General features: G+C 56.1%; 25 protein-coding genes. 8 read left to right on the top strand and 17 right to left on the bottom strand.

The window, feature by feature from the left end; genetic code table 11:
* Positions 1 to 45: 45 nt before the first annotated feature.
* Together ACOTZF_RS12320 and xanP are read right to left on the bottom strand one after the other, a co-directional pair.
* The gene (locus tag ACOTZF_RS12320; RefSeq protein WP_029881892.1) at positions 46 to 1,749 is read right to left on the bottom strand and encodes an AsmA family protein; all 1,704 of its coding nucleotides are present in this window, start codon (positions 1,747 to 1,749) and stop codon (positions 46 to 48) included.
* Positions 1,750 to 1,868: 119 nt separating this feature from the next.
* The gene (gene xanP, locus ACOTZF_RS12315) at positions 1,869 to 3,260 is read right to left on the bottom strand and encodes a xanthine/proton symporter XanP (protein WP_014830139.1); all 1,392 of its coding nucleotides are present in this window, start codon (positions 3,258 to 3,260) and stop codon (positions 1,869 to 1,871) included.
* A gap of 225 nt (positions 3,261 to 3,485) precedes the next feature.
* Between xanP and gltS the strand changes: the two genes are divergently transcribed.
* Positions 3,486 to 4,688, top strand: coding sequence for a sodium/glutamate symporter (gltS, locus tag ACOTZF_RS12310; protein ID WP_013094878.1), 1,203 nt, complete (start codon positions 3,486 to 3,488; stop codon positions 4,686 to 4,688).
* Positions 4,689 to 4,690: 2 nt separating this feature from the next.
* Here the strand turns inward: gltS and recG are convergent, their stop codons facing one another.
* Genes recG through gmk form a run of 5 tightly spaced genes read right to left on the bottom strand, consistent with a single transcriptional unit; the run spans position 4,691 to position 10,557 of the window.
* Positions 4,691 to 6,772: an ATP-dependent DNA helicase RecG gene (recG, locus tag ACOTZF_RS12305; RefSeq protein ID WP_062935118.1), complete on the bottom strand. Its 2,082-nt coding sequence runs from the start codon at positions 6,770 to 6,772 to the stop codon at positions 4,691 to 4,693.
* Positions 6,773 to 6,775: 3 nt separating this feature from the next.
* Positions 6,776 to 7,465, bottom strand: a complete 690-nt coding sequence (trmH, locus tag ACOTZF_RS12300; RefSeq protein ID WP_020686483.1) for a tRNA (guanosine(18)-2'-O)-methyltransferase TrmH — start codon at positions 7,463 to 7,465, stop codon at positions 6,776 to 6,778.
* Between the two features lie 4 nt (positions 7,466 to 7,469).
* Positions 7,470 to 9,584, bottom strand: a complete 2,115-nt coding sequence (gene spoT / locus ACOTZF_RS12295; protein WP_013094882.1) for a bifunctional GTP diphosphokinase/guanosine-3',5'-bis pyrophosphate 3'-pyrophosphohydrolase — start codon at positions 9,582 to 9,584, stop codon at positions 7,470 to 7,472.
* A 19-nt stretch (positions 9,585 to 9,603) separates the two neighbouring features.
* The gene (gene rpoZ, locus ACOTZF_RS12290) at positions 9,604 to 9,879 is read right to left on the bottom strand and encodes a DNA-directed RNA polymerase subunit omega (RefSeq protein WP_000135058.1); all 276 of its coding nucleotides are present in this window, start codon (positions 9,877 to 9,879) and stop codon (positions 9,604 to 9,606) included.
* A gap of 54 nt (positions 9,880 to 9,933) precedes the next feature.
* Positions 9,934 to 10,557, bottom strand: coding sequence for a guanylate kinase (gmk, locus tag ACOTZF_RS12285; protein WP_013094883.1), 624 nt, complete (start codon positions 10,555 to 10,557; stop codon positions 9,934 to 9,936).
* Between the two features lie 251 nt (positions 10,558 to 10,808).
* Between gmk and ligB the strand changes: the two genes are divergently transcribed.
* On the top strand, positions 10,809 to 12,479 hold the full coding sequence (gene ligB / locus ACOTZF_RS12280) for an NAD-dependent DNA ligase LigB (RefSeq protein WP_040021022.1): 1,671 nt from the start codon (positions 10,809 to 10,811) through the stop codon (positions 12,477 to 12,479).
* Between the two features lie 2 nt (positions 12,480 to 12,481).
* Here the strand turns inward: ligB and ACOTZF_RS12275 are convergent, their stop codons facing one another.
* Positions 12,482 to 13,099, bottom strand: coding sequence for a trimeric intracellular cation channel family protein (locus tag ACOTZF_RS12275; RefSeq protein ID WP_013094886.1), 618 nt, complete (start codon positions 13,097 to 13,099; stop codon positions 12,482 to 12,484).
* A 205-nt stretch (positions 13,100 to 13,304) separates the two neighbouring features.
* Positions 13,305 to 14,168 (bottom strand): YicC/YloC family endoribonuclease, encoded by an 864-nt coding sequence (locus tag ACOTZF_RS12270; protein WP_013094887.1) that lies wholly within the window; start codon positions 14,166 to 14,168, stop codon positions 13,305 to 13,307.
* Positions 14,169 to 14,293: 125 nt separating this feature from the next.
* Between ACOTZF_RS12270 and rph the strand changes: the two genes are divergently transcribed.
* Both rph and pyrE read left to right on the top strand, forming a co-directional pair.
* Positions 14,294 to 15,010: a ribonuclease PH gene (gene rph, locus ACOTZF_RS12265; RefSeq protein ID WP_062935117.1), complete on the top strand. Its 717-nt coding sequence runs from the start codon at positions 14,294 to 14,296 to the stop codon at positions 15,008 to 15,010.
* 67 nt (positions 15,011 to 15,077) lie between these two features.
* Positions 15,078 to 15,719: an orotate phosphoribosyltransferase gene (pyrE, locus tag ACOTZF_RS12260; protein ID WP_013094889.1), complete on the top strand. Its 642-nt coding sequence runs from the start codon at positions 15,078 to 15,080 to the stop codon at positions 15,717 to 15,719.
* A gap of 83 nt (positions 15,720 to 15,802) precedes the next feature.
* Here the strand turns inward: pyrE and slmA are convergent, their stop codons facing one another.
* The 3 genes from slmA to coaBC all read right to left on the bottom strand — a co-directional run bounded on the left by slmA (position 15,803) and on the right by coaBC (position 18,167).
* A complete protein-coding gene (gene slmA, locus ACOTZF_RS12255) occupies positions 15,803 to 16,399 on the bottom strand; it encodes a nucleoid occlusion factor SlmA (protein ID WP_014830147.1) in 597 nt (198 codons plus the stop codon).
* A gap of 120 nt (positions 16,400 to 16,519) precedes the next feature.
* Positions 16,520 to 16,978: a dUTP diphosphatase gene (gene dut, locus ACOTZF_RS12250; protein ID WP_015570042.1), complete on the bottom strand. Its 459-nt coding sequence runs from the start codon at positions 16,976 to 16,978 to the stop codon at positions 16,520 to 16,522.
* Entirely contained in the window at positions 16,956 to 18,167 is a 1,212-nt protein-coding gene (coaBC, locus tag ACOTZF_RS12245) for a bifunctional phosphopantothenoylcysteine decarboxylase/phosphopantothenate--cysteine ligase CoaBC (RefSeq protein ID WP_129317657.1), read from the bottom strand. Before coaBC ends, dut begins: the two co-directional genes overlap by 23 nt.
* A 172-nt stretch (positions 18,168 to 18,339) precedes the next feature.
* Between coaBC and radC the strand changes: the two genes are divergently transcribed.
* From radC to mutM, 4 genes are all read left to right on the top strand, one after another.
* The gene (gene radC, locus ACOTZF_RS12240; protein ID WP_129253087.1) at positions 18,340 to 19,008 is read left to right on the top strand and encodes a RadC family protein; all 669 of its coding nucleotides are present in this window, start codon (positions 18,340 to 18,342) and stop codon (positions 19,006 to 19,008) included.
* A 217-nt stretch (positions 19,009 to 19,225) separates the two neighbouring features.
* The gene (gene rpmB, locus ACOTZF_RS12235; RefSeq protein WP_002436699.1) at positions 19,226 to 19,462 is read left to right on the top strand and encodes a 50S ribosomal protein L28; all 237 of its coding nucleotides are present in this window, start codon (positions 19,226 to 19,228) and stop codon (positions 19,460 to 19,462) included.
* 22 nt (positions 19,463 to 19,484) lie between these two features.
* On the top strand, positions 19,485 to 19,652 hold the full coding sequence (gene rpmG / locus ACOTZF_RS12230) for a 50S ribosomal protein L33 (RefSeq protein ID WP_013094893.1): 168 nt from the start codon (positions 19,485 to 19,487) through the stop codon (positions 19,650 to 19,652).
* 74 nt (positions 19,653 to 19,726) lie between these two features.
* Positions 19,727 to 20,536, top strand: coding sequence for a bifunctional DNA-formamidopyrimidine glycosylase/DNA-(apurinic or apyrimidinic site) lyase (gene mutM / locus ACOTZF_RS12225; protein ID WP_013094894.1), 810 nt, complete (start codon positions 19,727 to 19,729; stop codon positions 20,534 to 20,536).
* A 2-nt stretch (positions 20,537 to 20,538) separates the two neighbouring features.
* Here mutM and coaD read toward each other — a convergent pair whose 3' ends face one another.
* The 5 genes from coaD to ACOTZF_RS12200 form a co-directional block, all read right to left on the bottom strand.
* Positions 20,539 to 21,018 carry a pantetheine-phosphate adenylyltransferase gene (gene coaD, locus ACOTZF_RS12220; protein ID WP_013094895.1) on the bottom strand — a complete coding sequence of 160 codons (480 nt, stop codon included), beginning with the start codon at positions 21,016 to 21,018 and terminating at the stop codon, positions 20,539 to 20,541.
* A gap of 3 nt (positions 21,019 to 21,021) precedes the next feature.
* Positions 21,022 to 21,792 carry a glycosyltransferase family 2 protein gene (locus tag ACOTZF_RS12215; protein WP_062935116.1) on the bottom strand — a complete coding sequence of 257 codons (771 nt, stop codon included), beginning with the start codon at positions 21,790 to 21,792 and terminating at the stop codon, positions 21,022 to 21,024.
* Positions 21,792 to 23,066 carry a lipid IV(A) 3-deoxy-D-manno-octulosonic acid transferase gene (waaA, locus tag ACOTZF_RS12210; protein WP_013094897.1) on the bottom strand — a complete coding sequence of 425 codons (1,275 nt, stop codon included), beginning with the start codon at positions 23,064 to 23,066 and terminating at the stop codon, positions 21,792 to 21,794. Before waaA ends, ACOTZF_RS12215 begins: the two co-directional genes overlap by 1 nt.
* Positions 23,067 to 23,132: 66 nt before the next feature.
* Complete coding sequence (locus tag ACOTZF_RS12205; RefSeq protein WP_013094898.1) at positions 23,133 to 24,122, bottom strand: glycosyltransferase; 990 nt, start codon at positions 24,120 to 24,122, stop codon at positions 23,133 to 23,135.
* An 11-nt stretch (positions 24,123 to 24,133) separates the two neighbouring features.
* Positions 24,134 to 25,234 carry a glycosyltransferase gene (locus tag ACOTZF_RS12200; RefSeq protein ID WP_062935115.1) on the bottom strand — a complete coding sequence of 367 codons (1,101 nt, stop codon included), beginning with the start codon at positions 25,232 to 25,234 and terminating at the stop codon, positions 24,134 to 24,136.
* Between the last annotated feature and the right edge of the window lie 2 nt (positions 25,235 to 25,236).

The following is a 25,236-nucleotide window of genomic DNA, read 5'->3' as shown; positions in this document are numbered from 1 at the left end:
CCCTCTCCCCAAAGGGGCGAGGGAATGGTTTACTCCCTCTCCCTTTCAGGGAGAGGGCTGGGGTGAGGGTGGTGTTGAAACTACACCACCCGTCATGGTCTGCTGAACCTGCTGTTTATCCATATTTACCGCGCTCAGCTTGCCATTTACCGTTGGCTTCAGCGGGGCATTCGCCTGCACACTCCCGCTGGCAGTCAGCTGAATATTGCCGTCGCCGCTCACCGGCAGCGCGGGCCAGCCCCACTGCTGCAGGATGTTGAGCGGCACGCCGCGCCCGTTCAGGCTCACCGTGGTCTGTCGTTGCGCAAGCTGAGAAACCGTCGCGGTGGCCTCCAGAATGCCTTTCTCGGTAAAGGCGCTCAGATCGGTGATATTGACCGTGGCGGCGTTAGCGTTCAGCGCCAGCGACGGGCGTCGCACGTCCACGCGGTTAAAGGTGGCTGCTGCGCCGTTTAGCGTGGCGCTGCCGCCCCATACGCCCCATTTGTGGTCCTGCGCCAGCTGCAGGTTAGCCCCATAGCCATCAAGAGAGGTGATCTGCCACGGGAACGCGGGATCAATGTCGATCACCAGGTTGCGGCTCAGGCCGAATTTCTTCAGCGTCACGCTGTTCAGCCATTCCGGCAGCGGATCCATCCACAACGTTTTCCAGTTCTGCGGCAGGGTGTACTCCAGCCCGGCGACGGCGACATCGTCCAGTACCAGCGCTTTACCGTCGCGCAGCCAGTTGCCGGAGGTGCGCACCATGCCCCCTTCCCAGCGGGAGGTGAACTGGCGCAGCGCCACGCCCTGCGGAGAGAATTCCGCATTCAGGATCGGGTCGAACAGATGCAGCGAGCCGTAAATAAATTCGCTGGCATTCATGGATAAACGCCCGTCCTGGCTCTGCCAGTCTCCTTTGCTCAGCGTCAGGTTGCGCAGGCTGAGATCCAAATCGGTTACGGCCCAGTCTGGCCCCTGCAGGCGCGCATCGGTGACTTCCAGGCGGCCAATCTGCAAGGAGGGGATGGTATTGAGCGGCGCGAAGAAATCCAGCAGCGATTTATCGCTCTGCAGGCGGATCTCGTTCAGGCGCATGGTGTCGATGACCCAGCTTCCGTCGGCGTTGCGCAGGGCGGAGCCGGTAAGCGAGCCGCGCGCCATATCGGCGCCGATGGTGTTCAGCACCACCTCCTTGCCGTTCAGCTGGCCCTGGATCAGCACGTTAGTGGCCGGTACCCCGTTCAGGGTGAGCGAACCCGCGCTCATCTGGATCTGCGCATTTTTGCCCAGCACGTTACCCGCTTCTGGCTGCCACGGACTGACGCCGCCCGTCACTTTTTGCGCGCTTAAATCCCACTCCGTGTTGGGGCTGTTGAAGGCCATGTTGTTTAGCTGCAGACGGTCTGCCTGGAAGGGCATCGGCGCGGTCTGCGGAGAGAGGTTCAGCGTGCCGTCGACCAGGGTGATGGTGTCCATATGCAGCGGATCGGTGAGCTGTCGGCTGCCAAGACCAATATCGACTTTTTTAGCCACCAGCGTGGCGGGCTGACCGTCGCGGCCAAAGGTGACGTTTTCCAGAAGGATGTGGGAAGGCGACGAAAAGCGGTGGTCCATCAGGTCGAAACTAAGTTCGTAATCGGTGTTCACCGTTACCCAACTGCTGACCTGTGACGCACCCCAGCGGGTCTGAAGCAGAAAATAGAGTGCCAGCAGCACAAGGAGCAGGGCTACCAGAAGATAGACGAGCAGCTTTCCAATAAATTTCATGGTCTTCCTTCCCGCGAAACGTACATAAAGGAGTTATGCACGATTTATGCGCAATGCTCAAGGCGGGAATGGTGTAAAGAGATGTCACGGCAGGCATTGACAGCCTGCCGTGAGGACAATCAGTTTTTCTCTGGCGGGAAAACGAGGTTCAGCACGATAGCGGTGATACCGCCAGCGGCGATGCCGGAAGAGAGCAGGTTTTTCACCCAGTCCGGGGCAAACTGCAGGATCAACGGCTGCTGAGAAACGCCCAGACCCACGGCCAGCGACAGGGCAATAATCATGATCGCGCGGCGGTTCAGTGGCTCGCGGGAGACGATTCGCACACCCGAGGCCGCGATAGTACCGAACATCACCAGCGTTGCTCCGCCCAGAACCGGCTCAGGGATGTGCTGTACAAAGCCACTCACGGCCGGGAACAGGCCAAGGACAATCAGCATCAGCGCCACCACAAACCCGACATAACGGCTGGCCACGCCGGTCAACTGGATCACGCCGTTGTTCTGCCCGAAGCAGGAGTTCGGGAATGTATTAAACACGGCGGAGACAAAGGAGTTCAGACCGTTTGCCAGCACGCCCCCTTTCAGACGCTTCATGTACAGCGGGCCGGACACCGGCTGCTCCGAGACATCGGAGGTGGCGGTGATATCGCCGATGGTCTCCAGGGAGGTGATCATAAAGACCAGCATCAGCGGCAGCAGCAGACCCCAGTCTATGCCCAGGCCGTAGTACAGTGGAGTAGGAACGGTGATCAGCGCGCTGTTGGTCGGCGCGGTGTTTTCCGGCAACATGCCCAGCGCCCACGCCAGCAGGTAACCGGCCGCCATGGCGATCACCAGCGAGGCCACGCGCAGGTACGGGTTACGCTGACGGTTGAGCAGAATAATGATGGCCAGCACCACGCCAGCCAGCAGCAGGTTTTTTGGTGCGCCAAAGGTGTGGTCGCTCATTGCGGCATAACCCCCACCGATGGAGGTCAGCCCCACCTGAATCAGCGACAGACCGATAATCATCACCACCACGCCCGAGACCAGCGGGGTGATCACGCGGCGAGCCAGATGCAGAACACGGGAGATCACCATCTCCGTGCAGCTGGCCAGCATCAGCGTGCCGAACAGCGCCGCCATCATGGTCGGGACATCCGCCCCGCCGGTTTTTAACGCCGTACCGCCCATTATCAGCGGTGCCACAAAGTTAAAACTGGTACCCTGAATCGACAGCAAGCCAGACCCCACCGGACCCCAGGCTTTAATTTGAATAATTGAGGCTACGCCGGAGGCAAAGAGGGACATGCTGATGATGTGCTGCGTATCCTGAGCCGGTAAACCCAGCGCCTGGCAGATCAACAGCGCCGGGGTGATCACCGCAACAAACATGGCCAGAAGATGCTGGCAGGCAGCGAAGAGCGTCTGCGGAAGCGGTGGGCGGTCTTCAAGACGGTAAATCAGTTCGCTATTTTGCTTCTGCGCAATCGGTTGCGCATCAGGAGACTCTATGCTGTTAACGGACATCGACGGTAATCCCACGGTGGAAAAGCGGGCATTTTATCTGACCACCTGGTAAAAGCAAACGATTGCCAGCAAAAAAAACAGAGAAAATCTGCCGGTATGAGCAGGTTTTCTACAACGTGGAGGAAAAAAAAATTACACTTTTCGCGCCGGTGGCTCATGACGAGCATAAGCCGGCCCAGGATAACGCCGCGTGTGTATGGAACACGCGCATAACAGGAGCCTCTTATGATTCATCTCGATACGTTGTCGACCCTTGTTGCCGCAACGCTGGTTCTTCTGCTTGGTCGCAAGCTGGTACACAGTGTTTCCTTTCTGAAAAAGTACACCATTCCTGAACCTGTTGCCGGTGGGTTGCTGGTGGCGCTGGCCCTGCTGGTGCTGAAAAAAAGCATGGGCTGGGAAATCGATTTCGATATGTCCCTCAAAGATCCGCTGATGCTGGCCTTCTTTGCCACTATCGGCCTGAACGCCAACCTGGCGAGCCTGCGCTCGGGCGGTAAGGTGCTGGGCGTGTTTCTGATTGTCGTGGTTGGTCTGCTGCTGATGCAAAACGCCATCGGCATCGGTATGGCGTCTCTGCTGGGGCTGGATCCGCTGATGGGTCTGCTGGCTGGCTCCATCACTCTGTCCGGCGGGCACGGTACCGGGGCGGCGTGGAGTAAGCTGTTTATCGAGCGCTATGGCTTTGAAAACGCAACGGAAGTGGCGATGGCCTGCGCGACCTTTGGTCTGGTGCTTGGCGGTCTGATTGGCGGCCCGGTAGCGCGCTACCTGGTGAAGCACTCCACCACGCCGGACGGCAGACCGGACGATGAACTGGTCCCCACCGCGTTCGAAAAGCCGGACGTTGGCCGCACCATCACCTCGCTGGTGATGATTGAAACCATCGCCATGATCGCCATCTGTCTGACGCTGGGTAAAGTGGTTGCGCAATGGCTGGCGGGCACGGCCTTTGAACTGCCGACCTTTGTTTGTGTGCTGTTTATCGGGGTGATCCTGAGCAATGGTCTGGCCCTGATGGGCTTCTATCGCGTGTTTGAACGTGCGGTCTCGGTGCTGGGTAACGTCTGCCTGTCGCTGTTCCTGGCGATGGCCCTGATGAGCCTTAAGCTGTGGGAACTGGCGTCGCTGGCGCTGCCGATGGTAGCCATTCTGGCGGTGCAGGCGCTGTTTATGGCGCTCTATGCCATGTTCGTTACCTGGCGCATGATGGGCAAAAACTACGATGCCGCGGTGCTGGCGGCGGGGCACTGTGGGTTTGGTCTGGGTGCCACGCCAACGGCAATCGCCAATATGCAGGCAATCACCGAACGTTTCGGGCCTTCGCACATGGCGTTTCTGGTGGTACCGATGGTTGGGGCATTCTTTATTGATATCGTCAACGCGCTGGTGATCAAGCTGTACCTGATGCTGCCGATGTTCGCCTGAGATCAGGCGTTGGAGTAGCGCTCAGTTTCCGGCATCCAGCGCTCAATTAACGCTGCCGCCTGTTCGGGGTAGCGTTCATGAATATGGCGGGCAAGGCGCTGAACTTCAGGGATCATGGCCTGATCGCGCAGCAAATCTGCCACTTTGAATTCAGCGTTCCCGGTCTGACGTGTGCCCAGGAGCTCGCCCGGGCCACGGATCTCCAGGTCTTTTTGCGCAATGACGAATCCGTCGTTGCTGTCACGCAGTACCTGCAAACGCATCTGCGCGGTTTTTGAGAGCGGGGCTTTGTAGAGCAGAACGCAATGTGAGGCCACCGCACCACGGCCCACACGGCCACGTAGCTGGTGCAACTGCGCAAGCCCCAGACGCTCCGGGTTTTCGATGATCATCAGGCTGGAGTTTGGCACATCCACGCCCACTTCAATCACCGTTGTGGCGACCAGCAAATGCAGCTCGCCCTGTTTGAAGGATTGCATGACGGCCTGTTTTTCTGCGGGCTTCATGCGCCCGTGCACCAGGCCCACCTTCAGTTCCGGTAGCGCCAGCTTCAGCTCTTCCCACGTTGCTTCTGCGGCCTGCGCTTCAAGCAGGTCAGACTCCTCAATCAGCGTGCAGACCCAGTACGCCTGACGTCCTTCATGGGTGCAGGCGTTGCGCACGCGATCGATGATGTCGCTGCGGCGGGTATCCGGGATGGCCACCGTCGTGACCGGCGTACGGCCCGGCGGCAGCTCGTCAATGGTGGAGGTGTCCAGATCGGCGTAGGCGGTCATCGCCAGGGTTCGCGGAATAGGCGTGGCGGTCATGATCAGCTGGTGCGGATGGAAGCCCTGCTGCAGCCCTTTTTCCCACAGCGCCAGGCGCTGATGCACGCCAAAGCGGTGCTGTTCATCGATGATCACCAGCGCGAGGCCGTTAAACTGCACCTGCTCCTGGAAGATGGCATGGGTGCCGACAATCATCTGCACCTCACCGCGAGCGATGGCGTCCTGTTGCGCAAGACGCGCTTTGCCCTTTTGTTTTCCGGCAAGCCAGCCCACCTCAATGCCCAGCGGGGCGAACCAGGCGCGGAAGTTATTCGCGTGCTGCTCCGCCAGCAGTTCCGTCGGCGCCATCAGTGCCACCTGCTTGCCGTGGGCAATGGCGCGCAGGGCTGCCAGAGCAGCAACCAGCGTTTTACCAGAGCCTACATCGCCCTGCACCAGGCGCATCATGGGCAAATCAAGCGCCATATCGCGTTCGATCTCGGCGGTGACGCGCGCCTGGGCACCGGTAGGTTTAAACGGCAGGGAGGCCAGCAGCTTATCCTTGAGCTCATCACGCGGGCTTAAGGGCTGGGCATGGAAACGCTGCGCACCGGCGCGCAGCGCCAGCATGCTCAGGTTATGCGCCAGTAATTCCTCAAGGATAAGACGCCGTTGGGCAGGGTGTTTGCCGCTTTCTAAATCGCTGAGCTGCAGCGTGGGCGGCGGGCGATGCAGCGTACGCAGCGCTTCCGGCAGGCTCATCATTCCCTGCGCCAGCTCAGGCGGTAGCAGCTCGGCGATGGCGCAGGTATCGAGTAACTCCAGGGCCTGGTCGGTGAGCTTACGCAGCGTCGCCTGCTTGATACCTTCCGTTGTCGGGTAGACCGGAGTGAGCGTCTCCTGCAGCTCCGGCGTGCTGAGATCGCCCTGCACGCGGTACTCCGGGTGGATCATCTCTGCGCCATATTTCCCGCGTTTGGCTTCGCCATACGCCAGCACCCGGCGGCCTGTTGCAAGGCTGTTTTTCATCGCCGCGTTGAAGTTGAAAAAGCGCATGGTGAGAATGCCGGTGCCGTCGCTGATTTGACAGGTCATCATCCGGCGGCCGCCAAAGGTGATGTTGCAGTTCAGCACCTCGCCCTCAACGGTGGCGTAAATCGCGGGCAGCAGATCGCCAATCTTATAAAGTTGCGTGCGGTCTTCATAACGCAGGGGGAGGTGGAGCAGGAGATCCTGCACGGTGTGCAGGCCAATTTTGCCCAGTTTACTGCTTTGTGCCGCGCCCACGCCCGTCAGGCTATTGAGCGGGATGGCATCCAGCAGGCGGCCTTTCATCGGTTACCCTGCGTACTGCATGGTGGCCCACCACCCGGCATCGGCTTCAATTTCGCCCTGCGCGTTGACGTGGGGGTAGGGCAATTTTTTCTGCTTCGCAACACGAGCCAGCACCGGATAGCCGCCTTCAAACAGCAGGCGCTGCTGTTCGTCTTCCGGCAGCATGCTGTTGCTGCGCTCGTACATCCCGGCGTTCTGACGCTGGCGTTGGGCTTCATACAGAATGAGCGCGGAGGCCACAGAGACATTCAGGGACTGCACCATGCCGATCATGGGGATGATGATGTCCTGATCCGCCAGATCCAGCGCTTCCTGAGTGATCCCGGTTTTCTCCTGACCCATCAAAATGCAGGTCGGGCGGGTGTAGTCGATCTCGCGGAAATCGACCGCTTTGGCAGACAGGTTGGTGGCAAGAATTTGCATACCGCGACCTTTCAGGTGCGATACGGCTTCTCCGATGGTCTGATGGGTTTTGACGGACACCCAGCTGTTACTGCCTGCGGCTGTCGACGCCATGGTGCGCATGCGGGCACCGGGCCAGACGGCGTGCACTTCATGCACGCCGACGGCGTCTGCGGTACGGACAATGGCAGAGACGTTATGAGGTTTATGGACCTGCTCCATGCAGACCGTCAGATCAGGCTGACGCCTGGCGAGCATTTCGCAGATACGTGCATAACGTTGTGCATTCATAAAACTAGTTTCGGTTTCGGGTGACTTTAATGACGTCCGGCATGACGCGGATCTTGCGCATAATATTTGCCAGATGCACGCGGTCGCGGGCGGTCAGACGAATAAAGGCGCTGTACACGCGGCCATCTTTTTCTTCCGTATTCAGGCTCTGAATGTTGGAAGAGGCCGTGTTGATCGCTGCCGTCAGGTTCGCCAGGGCACCCTGGTGGTTGAACATATCCACCTTAATTTCGGTGATAAATTCCTGCGCCGTCTCTTTATCCCACTCGACCGCCATAAACTTCTCCGCCTCTTTTTGATAGCCGCGGATGTTACGACAAGATTCATGGTGGATAACCAGCCCTTTGCCCGGGCTGACGTGCGCAATAATCGGATCGCCAGGAATTGGACGGCAACACTTCGCAAAGGTGATAAGCACCCCGTCCGCGCCTTTGATCGGCAGATGCGCGTGGCCGGATGCGCCAGGTGCGGAAGGTATTGCTTCACCCTGCTGCAGGTTTTTGGCTACCACGACGCTCATGGCGTTACCCAGCCCAATTTCCGCCAGCAGATCGTCCAGAGAGGTGAGCTTCATCCGGTCGAGTTCACGCTGGATATGTTCTGGTGGGATCTCTGCCAGCTTACGGCTGCCACCCAACGCATGGTTGAGCAGACGACGCCCAAGGCTAACGGAGTCATCACGCTTGAGGTTTTTCAGCAGCTGACGGATTTTGGCGCGCGCTTTGGAGCTCACAACAAAGTTCAGCCAGGCCGCGTTTGGACGTGCGCCGGGTGCGGTGATGATTTCGACAGTCTGGCCGCTGGCGAGCGGTTGAGACAGCGGATAAGGCTGTCTGTCAACGCGTGCGCCTACGCAGGCGTGGCCGATATCGGTATGCACGGCATACGCGAAGTCGACCGGGGTCGCGCCCGCAGGCAGTTCGACAATACGCCCTTCAGGCGTGAAAACGTAAATCTCATCCGGGAAGAGATCGGATTTTACGCTCTCGATAAATTCAAACGAGCTACCCGCACTCTGCTGCAGCTCCAGCAGACTCTGCATCCAGCGCTGGGCGCGAATTTGTGCCGTGGTGCTGCTTTCACCACCGTGCTCTTTATAGGCCCAGTGTGCGGCGACACCCATCTCCGCCATCTGGTCCATGTCTTCGGTGCGGATCTGCACTTCAACAGGGACGCCATGCGGGCCGATCATCGAGGTATGCAAAGATTGATAGCCGTTCGCTTTTGGAATGGCGATGTAATCTTTCATGCGCCCTGGACGCGGCTTGTAGAGGCTGTGCATCTGCCCCAGAACGCGATAGCAGGTGTCGGCATCGTGGACGATCACGCGGAACGCGTAGATATCCATGATCGAGTGAAAACGCTGCTCCTTGAGCACCATTTTGCAGTAAATGGAGTACAGGTGTTTTTCGCGACCGCTCACGCGGCAGGGAATGCCCGCTTCCTGTAAACGTCCTTCAATTTCCGAGAGGATCTTTTGAATCATCTCTTTACGGTTACCGCGGGCGGCTTTCACCACCTCTTTAATGACGCGATAGCGGTTCGGGTACAACGCTTCAAAACCCAGCTCTTCCAGCTCGGTTTTAATGTGATGGATACCTAAACGGTGCGCCAGCGGACTGTAGATTTCGAGGGTTTCACGGGCAATGCGGCGACGTTTGTCCGGGCGGAGTGAGCCCAGCGTGCGCATGTTGTGGGTACGGTCAGCGAGTTTGATGAGAATGACGCGGATATCCTGCACCATCGCCATAATCATCTTGCGAAAGTTTTCGGCTTGCGCCTCTTTCTTGTCGCGGAAGTTCAGCTTATCAAGCTTGGACACCCCTTCCACCAGTTCGGCAACGCTTTTGCCAAACAGCTGTTCCATATCCTGGTAAGTGGCAGGGGTATCTTCGATCACGTCGTGCAGCAGAGCGGCCATCAGCGTTTCATAGTCGAGTTTCATCTCGGCCAGAATGCAGGCCACCGCTACCGGGTGCGTGATATAGGGTTCACCGCTTGAACGTGTCTGGCCCTCGTGAGCGTCACGTGCAACGAGATAAGCCTGCTGAAGACGCTTAATCTGGTCTTCAGGCAGGTAGGTTTGAATCAGTTGATTCAGGCTTTCAAACAGATACAAGGGCGACCCGCAGGTTTAATTAACGACGACCTTCAGCAATGGCGGTTACGGCCTGCAGTTCTGCGGCTTCCTGCTCTTGCTGCTCCTGGCGCTCACGTACGTCGAGGATCTGGTTGTTGATCAGACCTTCTTCGATTTCGCGAAGTGCAATTACGGTGGTTTTATCGTTTTCTTCCGGTACCAGCGGATCTTTTCCGCCTACCTGCATCTGACGAGCGCGACGCGCGGCGACCAGCACCAGGTCAAAACGGTTACCAATTTTCTCTACAGCGTCCTGAACAGTTACGCGTGCCATACTTAAAATGCTCCACAGGTGAAGAAATGACTGGGCATAATACTGAAAGTGGGTTCAGTCTGCCAACAGTTTGGTGATTAATGCGTCATGTCGCTGCTTCTGGCGGCTCATACGCAGACGTTCTGCGCGAAGGATGGTTTTGAGATCGCTCAGTGCGGCATCAAAATCATCATTCACAATAAGGTAATCATATTCGGCGTAATGGCTCATTTCTGCAACTGCCTGTTCCATACGCTTTGCAATGACCTCTTCGCTGTCCTGACCGCGGCCACGCAGGCGGCGATCCAGCTCATCTTTCGACGGCGGTAAAATAAAGATACTGCGCGAATCAGGCATTTTCTTGCGAATTTGCTGTGCGCCCTGCCAGTCGATATCCAGGAACACATTCACGCCGGTTGCCAGAACCTGCTCAATGGTTTCACGCGAAGTACCGTAGTAGTTCCCGAAAACTTCTGCGTGTTCAAGAAACGCATCTCGGCCAATCATCGCTTTAAATTCGTCGTGATCGACAAAGAAATAGTGTTCACCGTGCACTTCACCCGGACGCGGTTTACGCGTGGTGTGTGAAACAGAAACCTGAGTGTCATACAACGGTTGGGTTTTTAACAGTGCCTGAATAAGGCTGGATTTACCCGCGCCACTAGGGGCAGAAACAATATAAAGCGTGCCTTGAGCCATGAGAGTCTTTTGTATGTGTTAACGAAGAAGTCCTACATACGGGCTTATTATACACGTCGCCGCTGTGTGACGTAGCCTTTGTCACACTTTTTCCCCTGGATTATTGCATTTTGCGTGTCGTTTTCAGGTTTTACCTGTGTTTTGCAGCAACATAAATTCACTCTGGATAGCGCCTCGCAAAGCGCAATGTTGCCATTAGCGTGGTTTTCGTCGCCGGGTTATACCTCCAGCAACGTAAAGGAGGGGTAGCGATGTGGCGATGGATAAGCGGCTTCATGCTGTTGTGGTGTGGTTCTGCGGCGGCGGTGTGCCCGGTGTGGTCTCAGGCGAGGGCGGAGAAAGAGATTACGACGTTAAGTGCACAAATCAAACGCTGGGATGACGCCTACTGGCAGCAGGGTATCAGCGAAGTGAACGATGAAGTGTATGACCAGCTCAACGGGCGGTTAAAACAGTGGCAGCACTGTTTTGGGCATGCATCACCTGACGCAGCACTTCCCGCCTTGACGGGACGTATCAAACACCCCGTCGCCCATACAGGGGTTCATAAGGTGAGCAGTAAAGAAGAGCTTGGCCAGTGGATGCATGCCCGGCGCAATCTCTGGATGCAACCCAAAGTTGACGGTGTAGCGGTAACGCTGGTGTATCGGGGGGGAACATTGGCTCAGGCCATTAGCCGTGGCGATGGGCTAAAAGGTGAAGACTGGACATCGCAGGTGCGTTTAATACCGTCGGTGCCACAACACCTTTCCGGCGCGCTGGCGAACAGCGTGTTACAGGGAGAGCTTTTTTGGCAGCGTGAAAACCACATTCAGCAGCAGATGGGCGGAATGAATGCACGCGCAAAAGTCGCAGGTGCGATGATGCGCCAGCAGGATAACGCGTTTTTGAGAGAGGTTGGGGTATTCATCTGGGCCTGGCCAGACGGGCCAAAAGAGATGAAAACCGCACTGGCGGAACTGTCTGACGCGGGGTTTACCCTGACGGCGCGCTATACCTTGCCCGTAGAGCATATTGAGGCCGTCGAAAAGCAGCGCTCAGCGTGGCACACCGCAGCATTACCCTTTGCCACGGACGGCATTGTGGTTCGCTCGGCGGATGAACTGCCGGGTGAAAACTGGCTGCCTGGAGAGGGCAGTTGGGTTGTTGCCTGGAAATATCCCCCTGTCGCGCAGGTTGCTGAAGTACGGGATATTCACTTCACTGTGGGCCGAACGGGGAAAATTGCCGTTGTGGCGGGGCTGGAGCCAGTACGGCTGGATGATAAACAGGTGCAGCGGGTTAGCCTCGGGTCCGTTGGCCGCTGGCAAAGGCTGGATATCGCGCCGGGCGATCAGATCCAGGTAAGCTTGGCCGGACAGGGGATCCCCCGATTCGACAAAGTCGTCTGGCGAGGGACCGACCGGCAAAAACCAGAACCTCCAGTCCCGCAGTACCATTCTCTCAGCTGTTTTTACGCTTCACCGGAATGTATGGAGCAGTTCTTTGCCCGGCTGACGTGGCTCAGTTCTAAGCAGGGGCTGGATATTGCCGGTTTAGGCGAGTCAGGCTGGCGGGCGCTCTGGCAGGCGCATCGCTTTGAACATATTTTCTCATGGCTGTTGTTAACCCAGGCGCAGCTGCAAACCACGCCGGGGTTTTCGGCTGCACGCGGACTGGCGCTCTGGCATCAGTTTAATCTGGTGCGCGAGCGTCCTTTTATTCGTTGGATCATGGCGATGGGTGTTCCGCTGGCTCAGGCGACTCTGAAAGCCGCCGGAGAGCTATCATGGCAGATCATGCACCAGCGTAGCGCTATGGACTGGCAGACCTTGCCGGGGACGGGAGAGGAGAAAGCGCGGCAAATCGTTAACTGGCTCCACGCGCCGGAGGTGGATGTGCTGGCAAAGTGGCTGGCTGAACAGCACATCAAGGGATTCTGAAATTAGTGAGCGCTGTGTTTGTAGTGAAACACCGGCAGGCCGAGCTTCAGTCGCAACGCCAGCATGCGGGCCGTAAAGCCGAACAGCAGCGTGGAGATGACCACCACATCATGGTTCGAAACATAATGCTGCAGGGCAATATAGAGCACCGCTGCCGCGAAGGAGATGCCGGCATACAGCTCTTTTTGAAAGACCAGAGGAATACGTTTGCAGAACATATCGCGCAGCACGCCTCCAAACACCCCGGTCACCACGGCGGCAATGGTGGCGATAACTGGCCCTTCACCCATATCGAGCGCGATTTGTGCGCCAATGATGGAAAAGACAATCAGCCCGAGCGCATCAAGCACCAAAAACAGGCGACGCAGATGGGTCATAACGGGCGCGACAATGGTGGTTACTACGGCGGCGGTCGCCACAATAATCACGTACTCGGGGTTTTTCACCCAGCCCAGCGGGTAATGGCCCAGCAGAATATCGCGCACGGAACCGCCGCCCAGCGCGGTCGCTGTGGCAATTATGATCACGCCGAAGGTATCCATTCGGCGACGACCGGCTGCAAGCGCGCCAGTCATGGCTTCTGCAGTAATGCCAATGAGATAAAGAGTGTGAAGCAGCATATAACCTCCGGTGTGAAGCCGGGAAGGTTAACGTTTTGTGCGCACGATCACGATTGAGATTTTCTAAAGTGAGCAGGTTTGCCATATAAAATTTTATCAACCCATAGTGGAGAAGGTTGATTGGTGGCGGCAAGGCGAGAAAAGACGGGTTAAAATGGATTAGAAATAGTAATGGGTGACGTCGGTCGACGCCACCCGAATAGTATTACTCGATATTCTGGATCTGCTCGCGCATCTGCTCAATCAGTACCTTGAGCTCAATGGCGGAATTCGTTACGTCGGCATTGATTGATTTAGACGCCAGGGTATTCGACTCGCGGTTGAATTCCTGCATCATAAAGTCGAGACGACGACCAACGGCTTCTTTCTTCTTCAGAATGTTGTAGGTCTCTTTAACGTGTGCTTCCAGACGGTCCAGCTCTTCGGCAACGTCAACGCGCTGCGCCATCAGCACCAGCTCTTGTTCCAGACGGTTATTTTCCAGCTGAACTTCCGCTTCTTCCAGTTTGGCAACCAGACGCTCGCGCTGCCACTGCAGCACTTCTGGCATATGGGTACGTACTTTTGCCACTTCGGCGCTGACGCCTTCAAGGCGCTGTTCAATCATCGCTTTCAGCGCCTGGCCTTCGGTTTCGCGAGCAACGATAAAGTCATCCAGCGTGCTGTCGAGGGCGGCAAGGATTTCAGCGGCAATTGCATCCAGATCCTGCTCTCCGGCAGCCATGACGCCAGGCCAGCGCAGAATATCAACCGGATTAATTTCGCCTTCGTCGCTTTGCATTTTGACCCAGTTCGCCGCATTGACGAGCTGTTTTGCCAGTTTTTCGTTGAGGATCAGTTCGCCCTGCGCGCTGGCATCCGGCTCAAAACGCAGATTACATTCCACTTTGCCGCGCGTCAGACGCGTACGGATACGCTCACGCACCACAGGCTCAAGGCTGCGGAACTGCTCCGGCATACGGAAATAGGTTTCCAGATAGCGCTGGTTTACCGAACGCATTTCCCAGGTAGCGCTACCCCAGCTACCCTTGATTTCACGCCGGGCGTAGGCGGTCATACTGCGGATCATAGATATTCCCGTTTTTAAAGGAGAGATGGGGGGATTATAGCTTTCAGGGGCTTCTCAGGATAGGAATAAGCGTCCTTTATCCGTATAATGCGCAGCCACATTCGTTTCAAGCCGGAGAATTCATCATGCGTCCAGCAGGTCGTAGCGCCAATCAGGTGCGTCCCGTCACCCTGACCCGTAACTATACAAAACACGCTGAAGGCTCCGTTCTGGTTGAGTTTGGTGACACCAAAGTGCTGTGCACGGCTTCCATTGAAGAAGGCGTTCCGCGCTTCCTGAAAGGTCAGGGCCAGGGCTGGATCACGGCTGAATACGGCATGCTGCCGCGTGCAACGCATACCCGTAATGCCCGTGAAGCGGCAAAGGGTAAGCAGGGCGGCCGTACCATGGAAATTCAGCGCCTCATCGCGCGTGCGCTGCGCGCCGCTGTTGATCTGAAAACGCTGGGCGAATTCACCATTACCCTGGACTGCGACGTCATTCAGGCTGACGGTGGCACGCGTACCGCATCGATTACCGGTGCCTGTGTGGCGCTGGCGGATGCCCTGAATAAACTGGTTGCGGCTGGTAAGCTGAAAACAAACCCAATGAAAGGGATGGTTGCCGCGGTGTCCGTCGGTATCGTTAACGGTGAAGCGCTTTGCGATCTGGAATACGTAGAAGACTCCGCTGCCGAAACTGACATGAACGTGGTGATGACCGAAGACGGACGTATCATCGAGGTGCAGGGCACCGCAGAAGGCGAACCGTTTACCCACGAAGAACTTCTCACCTTGCTGGCTCTGGCCCGAGGGGGAATTGAATCTATTGTAACGACGCAGAAAGCGGCGTTACAAAATTGATTTTAAAGGCGACCAATGAGTCGCCTTTTTTTTGCCTGTAAGACAGAAAAGACAAAGGAGCGAATCCATGAAACCGTATCAGCGCCAGTTTATTGAGTTTGCGCTTAACAAGCAGGTCCTCAAGTTTGGCGAGTTTACGCTGAAATCCGGGCGCAAGAGCCCCTATTTCTTCAATGCCGGGCTGTTCAATACCGGGCGCGATCTGGCGCTGTTAGGCCGTTTCTATGCCGAAGCGCTGGTGGATTCAGGGATTGATTTCGACCTGCTGTTTGGCCCTGCCTATAAGGGCATTCCGATTGCGACCACCACCGCGGTTGCGCTGGCAGAACACCATGACCGCGACGTGCCGTACTGCTTTAACCGTAAAGAGGCCAAAACCCACGGTGAAGGCGGCAACCTGGTCGGCAGCCCACTGCAGGGGCGCGTGATGCTGGTGGACGACGTCATCACCGCGGGTACCGCCATTCGCGAATCCATGGAGATTATCCAGGCCAACGGCGCGACGCTGGCTGGCGTGTTGATTTCTCTGGACCGTCAGGAACGGGGGCGTGGTGAAATCTCGGCCATTCAGGAAGTTGAACGTGATTACAGCTGCAAAGTGACGTCAATCATCAACCTGAAAGACCTGATTGCGTATCTGGAAGAGAAGCCAGAGATGGCGGATCATCTGGCTGCGGTGCGGGCATATCGCGAAGAGTTCGGCGTGTAACGGAATCGCCCGGTGGCGCGTCGCTTGCCGGGCCTGCGCAATCCGTAGGCCGGATAAGGCGAAGCCGCCATCCGGCAACGACGTTACTGCAACTGCGCCGCCACTAACGGCCAACGGGCGTCGAAATCGTCCGTTGGGCTGTATTTGAACTCACTGCGTACAAAACGGGAGAGCATCCCTTCGCAAAACGCCAGGATCTGGCTTGCCAGCAGCGTTTCATCCGTGTTGTAACCTTCGCCTTCACGCATTTTCTTCTCACGCAGTACCTGGCGCAGCTGCGCTTCAATACGCTCGAAAAGCTGGTTAATGCGACCCTGCAGTCTGTCCTGCTCAAACATCAGCGCATGGCCAGTCAGAATACGGGTCAGGCCCGGGTTACGTTCTCCAAATCCCAGAATCAATTGCACAATCAGACGCAGACGCGCAGTGGTGTCTTTTTCGTCTTTCAGAATCAGGTTGATACGCGTGATCAGACTGTCTTCGATAAACTCGATCAGGCTGTCGAACATCCGGGTTTTGCTCGGGAAATGACGGTACAGCGCCGCTTCAGACACGCCTACAGAGGCGGCCAGTTTTGCGGTGGTGATGCGTTGACTGCCATCGCTGGATTCAAGCATCAGAGCCAGAGATTGAAGTATTTCTTCGCGACGGTTCCTTTTCGCGGTTTGTTTTTCTGCCATGTTGCAAAATACCCCTGAAAATAAGCACTTGTCAGGCTGGCATCCACACAGCGACCGCAAACTGGCGTTTGCGGTTTGTTATGACATTATGGCGCTGTGAGATGCGTGTCTGTCGGGCGGTTATTTGCGCCCGGAATGGCCGAAGCCGCCTTCGCCACGGTCGGTGGCATCAAAGTCTGCCACCAGGTTAAATTCTGCCTGCACCACAGGTACAAAGACCATCTGCGCGATACGCTCGCCCGGTTCAATGGTGAAGCTGTCCTGACCCCGGTTCCAGACGGAGACCATCAGCTGGCCCTGGTAGTCAGAGTCGATCAGGCCGACCAGGTTACCCAGCACGACACCATGCTTATGACCCAGGCCTGAACGTGGCAGGATCACCGCCGCCAGTGAAGGGTCAGCAATGTGAATCGCCAGGCCCGTTGGGATCAGGGTGGTCGCACCCGGAGCCAGTTCTACGGCGTCATCGAGACAGGCGCGCAGGTCAAGACCGGCAGAGCCGGAGGTGGCATAGGTTGGCAGCGGGAATTGCTCGCCAACACGCGGGTCCAGAATCTTAACGTCGATTTTTTTCATCATAACGGGTAACGATCTCGTCCAGTAATTGTTGGCCCAGGAGTTCCTTGCGCTCAAGCGGTAAGATTTTATCTCCATCCTGCCAGAAAAGGTGCAGTGCGTTGCTGTCGCTGTTAAATCCTTGCGTGGCCAGCGATACGTCATTCGCGCAAATCAAATCGAGGTTTTTGCGGGTACGTTTTTGCCGGGCATATTCTTCCACATTATTTGTTTCTGCGGCAAACCCAACAACGTAAGGACGATGGGTTTTCAGCGCGGCGACACCAGCAACGATATCCGGGTTTTTCACCATTTTTAGTGTTAATTCATCGCCTTGCTTTTTGATTTTGGCATCGGAAATGGTCTCTGCGCGGTAGTCCGCGACGGCAGCACAACCGATAAAAATCTGCTGGTTTTGCGCACGGGCCTGTACCGCGGCCTCCATTTCCAGCGCGGTGGTGACGTCAATACGCTGCACAAAAGGCGGCGTAGGTAAGGAGACCGGGCCACTGACCAGCGTGACGTTCGCGCCGCGTTTCGCCGCTGCGGCCGCAATCGCAAAGCCCATTTTACCGGAGCTGTGGTTGGTAATGTAACGTACCGGATCCAGCGGCTCGCGCGTTGGGCCGGCTGTAATCATGATGTTGAGATGTTGCAGGTCGTTGACAGGCGAAAAATGGGCCGCGGCCATATCGACAATAGTCAATGGATCAAGCATACGGCCTGGGCCAACATCGCCACAGGCCTGGCTCCCGCTGTCCGGCCCCCAGATCAGCAGGCCGCGCGAGGCCAGCGTCTGTAGATTATGCTGGGTCGCGGCATTGCGATACATCTGCTGATTCATGGCCGGCACAACGGCAACAGGGGCGGGCGTGGCCAGACAAATGGTCGAAACCAGATTGTTCGCCATCCCGGCGGCAACGCGGGCAATTAAATCGGCCGTGGCGGGGGCAAGGATAACCAGGTCTGCCCATTTCCCAAGCTCAATATGGCCCATCGCGGCTTCTGCGGCAGGGTCAAGCAGGCTGTCAGATACCGGGTATCCTGAAACGGCCTGCAGGCTCAGAGGAGTGATAAAGGCTTTGCCGCCTTCGGTTATCGCGACCCGTACGTCGGCCCCGCGCTCGCGCAGACGGCGCACCAGTTCCGGCGTTTTATAGGCTGCAATGCCGCCGCTAACGCCAAGAACGATTTTTTTACCGGCCAGGCTCATCATGATTCTTTCCTGTTGGGTTTCACCAGAGAGCGGGCATTTTATCACAATCCCAAAAACGGGGTGATCTTGTCCTTCGGTCACTTTGCGAGGCGTTACGCAAGAACGAGACGCGAGAGTCAGGTACCTGAGTAGCCTATGGCAAGATGGGCAAAAAACAGGGAGAAAAAGCATGGACGACGAGGATGAACTGCTCTTGCCGCGCGAAAAATTGCTGCGCTATGGCGTCACTTTGCTAAAAGATGAGGAACTGCTGGCGCTTTTTTTGCGCACCGGTACGTCGGGCAAAACGGTCTTTACGCTGGCAAAAGATCTGATAGGCCATTTTGGTTCACTCTACGGTTTGATGACGGCGGAACTGGCGGAGTTTGCGCATGTGGAGGGTATCGGTGTGGCGAAATATGCCCAGCTCAAGGGGATTGCCGAACTGGCCCGCCGTTTTCAGTGTGTTCGTATGCAGGAAGAGAACCCGATACTGACTCCTGCGATGACGCGCGAGTTTCTGCAAAGTCAGTTAACCGATATTGAACGCGAGATCTTTATGGTGATCTTTCTCGACAACCGGAACCGGGTGCTCAAGCATAGCCACCTTTTCTCGGGCACGCTAAGCCATGTAGAGGTTCATCCGCGTGAAATTGTGCGCGAAGCAATAAAATTGAATGCAGCCGGCGTGATACTCGCGCATAATCACCCTTCTGGCTGTGCAGAACCAAGCAGGGCTGACAAAGAGATCACCGACCGCATTGTCAAATGCTGTCAATTCATGGACATTCGTGTGCTGGACCATCTGATAATTGGCCGCGGAGAGTACCTTTCTTTTGCAGAACATGGCTGGATTTAGGCTATTTCTCGCGATCCATCGGGATCTTTGTCTGTTCGGGACTTGAGCACACCGCCGAGTCAGCGTATACTACGCCACCTTTGAGAATCTCGGGTTTGGCATTTGGGCCTGGCAATCGAGAGTTCAATAGAACTATGCGATGACCGGGCTGTAAAGCCTGACGAGGCGCCGATACCCCATACGAAGCTCGAGCTAATTTGATTTTTGGAGAATAGACATGTCCCGAGTCTGCCAAGTTACTGGCAAGCGTCCGGTGACCGGTAACAACCGTTCCCACGCACTGAACGCGACTAAACGCCGTTTCCTGCCGAACCTGCACTCTCACCGTTTCTGGGTTGAGAGCGAGAAGCGTTTTGTCACCCTGCGCGTATCTGCTAAAGGTATGCGTGTAATTGATAAGAAAGGCATCGATACAGTTCTGTCCGAACTGCGTGCCCGTGGCGAAAAGTACTAAGTACTTAAAGAGGAAATAAATCATGGCTAAAGGTATTCGCGAGAAAATCAAGCTGGTTTCTTCTGCTGGTACAGGTCACTTCTACACCACCACGAAGAACAAACGTACTAAGCCGGAAAAACTGGAACTGAAAAAATTCGATCCAGTTGTACGCCAGCACGTAATGTACAAAGAAGCTAAAATCAAATAATTTTAGCCTCCTTGTATTGAAAAACCCCGCAACTGCGGGGTTTTTTGCATTCTGCATCTTACTACGGAGGAATCATGCCTGAATTACCTGAGGTGGAGACCAGCCGCCGCGGTATTGAGCCGCATCTGGTCGGCGCGACTATTCTTCATGCTACCGTGCGTAACGGTCGCCTCCGTTGGCCGGTTTCTGATGAGATCCATGCGTTAAGCGATAAACCGATCCTCAGCGTCCAGCGCCGCGCGAAATATCTGCTTCTGGAGCTGCCCGATGGCTGGATCATCATTCATCTTGGCATGTCCGGCAGCCTGCGGATCCTCACTGAAGAGCTGCCTGCGGAAAAGCATGACCATGTCGATCTGGTGATGAGTAACGGCAAAGTGTTGCGTTATACCGATCCCCGCCGCTTTGGCGCATGGCTGTGGACCAAAGAACTGGAAGGACATAGCGTACTGGCACATCTGGGGCCAGAGCCGCTTTCAGAAGCGTTTAACGCGGAATACCTGAAAGCGAAGTGTGCGAAAAAGAAAACCCCGATTAAACCCTGGCTGATGGATAACAAACTGGTGGTCGGCGTGGGGAATATCTATGCCAGCGAATCGCTGTTTGCGGCCGGGATCCATCCCGATCGGCTGGCCTCTTCGCTGTCGGCGCAGGAGTGTGAGCTGCTGGTGCGGGTGATTAAAGCGGTGCTGCTTCGCTCAATTGAGCAGGGGGGAACGACGCTGAAGGACTTCCTGCAAAGCGACGGTAAGCCTGGCTATTTTGCTCAGGAGCTGCAGGTGTATGGCCGCAAAGGCGAGCCGTGCAGGGTGTGTGGAACGCCGATCATCGCAACAAAGCATGCCCAGCGCGCCACATTCTATTGCCGTCAGTGCCAGAAATAGCGCTACTTTAGCTTGTCCATCAACGCCTGGTGGACGTTAACCGGCAGGAAATGGGTAACGTCCCCGTGATGACGCGCCACCTCTTTCACCAGCGTGGAAGAAATAAACGACCACTCCTTGGATGGCATCAGAAATACGCTTTCCAGCTCCGGCATCAAATGACGGTTCATGTGCGCCAGCTGCATCTCATACTCGAAGTCTGCCACTGCGCGTAAGCCACGGATCAGAATCGTCGCCTGCTGAGCGCGGGCAAAATTGGCCATCAGATCGCTGAAGCCCACCACCTCCACGTTCGGCAGGTGCGCAATGGCCTCGGTGGCAAGCGCGACACGCTCGTTCAGGTCAAACATCGGTTTTTTACTGGGGCTGGCAGCAATCGCCAGAATCACCTTGTCGAACATGCACGCCGCACGGGTGATGATATCAAGATGACCATTGGTGATCGGATCAAAGGTACCTGGATAAATCGCTTTTGTGCTCATGGCTCACGTTTTCTCTGAGTAGCCGCGGCTGAGCGCCCACAGCTCGGTGTATTTGTTGAAAGTATACTGGGCATTTACCACGGCCAGTAACCAGCCCTGTTTACCGTCCAGCACGCCGCCACGCAGCAGCAGCGTTTTCAGAAACGCCCCCAGCGTATGGGTGAAGATACCTGTCAGCGTGGCCTTCTTGCCGCGCTGATGGCGCTCCTGTGCCCAGGCAGTGGCATAGTTGAGCTGTTTACGCTGGAAGCTGGCGAAATCCCGGCAGGTCAGGTGCAAAAGATCGCCCGTCAGAGGGACGACTGGCGAACTGTCGCAGGCCAGGGATTCATGGACCAGATTATCATTGTACTGATACCGCTCGCGCTCGTAGAGGCGCGTGACCCGGTCGGGGTACCAGCCGCTGTGACGCATAAAACGGCCAAGGAAATAGTTACGACGCGCAATGCTGTAGACCGTGCCCGGCGTTGGTGCGGCAAGCACCGCCTGAATGGCCTGACGCAACTCCGGCGTGATGCGTTCGTCTGTGTCGAGCATCAGTACATAATCACCGGTGGCATATTCCTGCGCGCGCTGGCGCTGGATGCCATAACCTTGCCAGTCGGTGTTGGTATAGACTTTTGCACCCGCTGCGCGGGCAACGTCCGCCGTGTTGTCTTCACTACCGGAGTCGAGCAGGATAATTTCGTCAGCCCAGGCAACGGAGGCCAGGCAATCCGGAAGCAGGTCGGCAGCGTTTTTGGCGATCAGAACGACCGACAGGCGCGTTGACATTAGTGGCTCCGCTGCGGCAGATAAGGTTGCAGAAGCTGCAGCAGACGGGTGAGGGCACCCTGGTTCTGATGCAGTACTTCGACGGCATGACGGCCGTACCACAGGCGGTAATCTTCGTCGGTCAGCAGAGTCGAGACCTCTTTGACCACCGAATCCGCATCGGTCACGGTAATTAGCCCTTCCGCTTGCTGCAATTTCGCACAGATATCTTTGAAGTTGAAGGTATGTGGACCCATCAGCACGGGAATGGCATGGGCCGCTGGCTCCAGCGGGTTATGGCCACCACGCTCCACCAGGCTGCCGCCAACAAAGGCCAGATCAGCGATGCCATACAGCAGCATCAGCTCACCCATGGTATCGCCAATAACCACCTGCGTGCTGGTGGAGGGGATCTCACCGCTGCTGCGCAGGGTGAAGCTGAAGCCGCCTTTTTGCACCATTTCACGGGCGTCTTTAAAACGCTCGGGATGGCGAGGCACCAGAATCAGCAGCAAATCGGGGAATTTCTCCAGCAGCTTACGGTGTGCCTGCAGGATAATCGCTTCTTCGCCATCATGGGTGCTGGTCGCAATCCAGACCTGGCGACGCGGTGCCCACTGGCGGCGCAGCGTGATAGCACGGGCGGCAAGTTCAGGCGTGACGGAGATATCGAATTTCAGGCTGCCTGTCACCGCCAGCTGGTTGCGTTTCAGGCCAAGCGAGATAAAGCGCGCTGCGTCTTCTTCGTTTTGCGCAGCAATCAGTGTGATCTTGCTGAGCAGGCGGCGCATAAATTTCCCCAGCTTGCCGTAGCCTTTCGCCGAACGCTCTGACAGACGCGCGTTAGCGATCACCAGGGGGATTTTGCGGGCATGCAGAGCGGAAATCATATTCGGCCACAGCTCGGTTTCCATCACGATCACCAGTTTAGGGCGAACGGTTTCCAGAAAACGGTTCATGGCGCAGGGAAGGTCGTAAGGCAGATAGACGTGATGCACGTCTTTACCGAAGGCGGACATCACGCGCTCAGAGCCGGTCGGGGTCATGGTCGTGACGGTGATCGGCAGCGACGGATAACGGTGACGCAGGGCGCGAACCAGCGGGATCGCTGCCAGCGTTTCGCCAACAGAAACGGAATGCAGCAAAATACCGTCCGGGGCAACTTTATTGCGACAGAAGCCATAGCGTTCAGCCCAGCGTTTTCGGTACGCAGGCGCTTTACGGCTACGAAGCAGCAGTCTCAGCCACACCAGTGGCTGAATGATATAGAGCAGGGCGGTATACAACAATTCCAAGCGATTATCCGTCTTTTTAGTTTCGGCGGGCAAATTCTAAGCATTTGGGCCAGGTAAAGCTATCTCTTATGCCACATAGCGCTTCAAACGGAAGTAACGACGGCCCAGTCGCCAGCGCAGTCGGGGACTTTTTGCATTTTTCCAGATGAGTTTCCAGATCCCTTTATCGAAAAACTCTTTGATAATAAATGCTTTTTTCTGCTCATCTTTCATGTTGTCGAAAGTATGAATGATGCCCAGCCCTTCTTTGGCAATTTGCCAGTGGCAAGCAGGGATCCCTTTCACTTTATCGGGGTAGCGCTGATTAATGGCATCGAGCATCTGCAGGATTTTCATGTAGTGACGCGCCGAGCGAATGAGCGTGTCATCATTGTCCGGCATATGAGACACCGACGCAGAGTGAATGTAGTAGTCGTAGTAACGTTCACTGGTGTACTGCACCCGCTCCGCCGCCAGCAGTACTTCTGTGGTCCACGGAATATCCTGATGGCGCAGCCCCGGTTCAAAGTGAAAACCGTGCTCGCGAATAAAGTCATGACGATAGATGTTCAGCCAGGTCACGTGCAGGAACTTACGGGAGTCGAGCGCCATTTTGAGCCATGCAGGGCCGGACATGACGCCCGTTGATGCCAGTTTGTCTTCAGGGAAAATAGGGCGTGAAGGCTTCTTATTATTTTCCCAGACGTAGTTGCCGTTACAGGTAGCAACATCAAGACGTTGCGTAACAGCCATATCAAGCAGGTGCTGATACATGCCGGGTTTAAAGACATCATCAATATCAGGGAAAGAAAGATATTGGCCCGTCGCGACGGCCAGACCGGTATTACGCGCGATGGATACGCCCTGATTTTGCTGCTCAATAACCTGCATCTGCGGCAGCTTTTCGCGCCAGTTTTCGACGATCTGCATCGAACGGTCCGTGGAGCCGTCATTGACGATGATGACTTCCATGCTGTCGATGCGTTGATCCACAAGGCAGGTAAAGAACTGATCCAGGAACGCTTCACCGTTATAAACGGCTACCACCACGCTTAATAATGGCGCTGAATTTTGCATAAGAAACCTGATTATTTTTGATTGTCGACCAAAGCAATATATTGCTGGCAAATGGCCTTGATACCGAACGATGCAATGGTTGCGCGATCAACGACCGGTGGAGAGGTATAAATATCCGCCAGCGTTTTTGCCAGAGACTCGTCATTCATCTCTGCCAGACCGCGGGATAAGTCTCCCTTGAGGATTTCGGCGGGGCCACCTGGACAATGTGTACTGACGGGTGGCGTCTGGCAGATAATGGATTCAACCAGCACATTACCAAAACCTTCGCAGTCAGAACTTAACACTAAAATGCGTGCCCCTTTAATCCAGGGATAAGGATTAGGTTCGAACGGACGGAAAACCGTTTTGTCTTCAATGCCCAGTTCGCGGGCAAGCTGCTTAAGCTTTTGAATTTTAGCCTCAGAGCCATTGCCCATCATAACCAGCGTGGTATTGAGCTGACTCAGCGCGAACGCCCGTAGCAGGCGATCGTGGCGCTTGTGTTCATGGAAGCGGCCGACGTGAATGATGTAATCCTTTCCCTGCATCTCAAAGGGGGCGTCCGCCAGACGCTGGATTTCAGGAATATCAAAAGGATTATGGATTACCGCCGTGCGTCGGAGATTCAGGGCCAGCGTTTCTGAAAGATCTTTCAACACGGCGCCGGAGACGGCGACCACGTTGCGGTTTTCGTAGGTATGGCGAATCTTAGTGTGTTTAAACCAGCGTGAAAGCCCACGGCGATGGCGAAGGTAGGAGAATGAGAACATGCCATGCACGCAGAACCACACTTTATCGCGCTCCAGGGCGCGGCAGTGTGCCACGATGCGGTCAGTTTTGTGCAGATGCGAGAACACCACATCAAATTTGCCGCTGCGCTCCGCCCGCTCGATAGCCTGATCCAGCAGCCTGGCGCGGCGTGGGATCTCCGTTAGCTTCCGCCACGGTTTTTTGCAGGTATCCTGAACGACCTGATAATCGATGCCTTCCGGAATGGCGTAGTCGCACACTTTCCGCAGCGAGAAGAGAGAGACCTGATGCCCCATCTCTGTTAATCCGCTGGAGAGTGTAAGAACCGTTTTTTCAGCTCCTCCACCGGGTAAACCATCAATAATCATTAGGATGCGCATTT

Origin of the sequence: Enterobacter cloacae complex sp. SHL021 (assembly GCF_049237765.1) — a bacterium.
Lineage (GTDB): Bacteria > Pseudomonadota > Gammaproteobacteria > Enterobacterales > Enterobacteriaceae > Enterobacter > Enterobacter cloacae.
The sequence above is the reverse complement of the archived record's forward strand: the minus strand, read 5'-3'. Positions and strand labels throughout refer to the sequence as shown.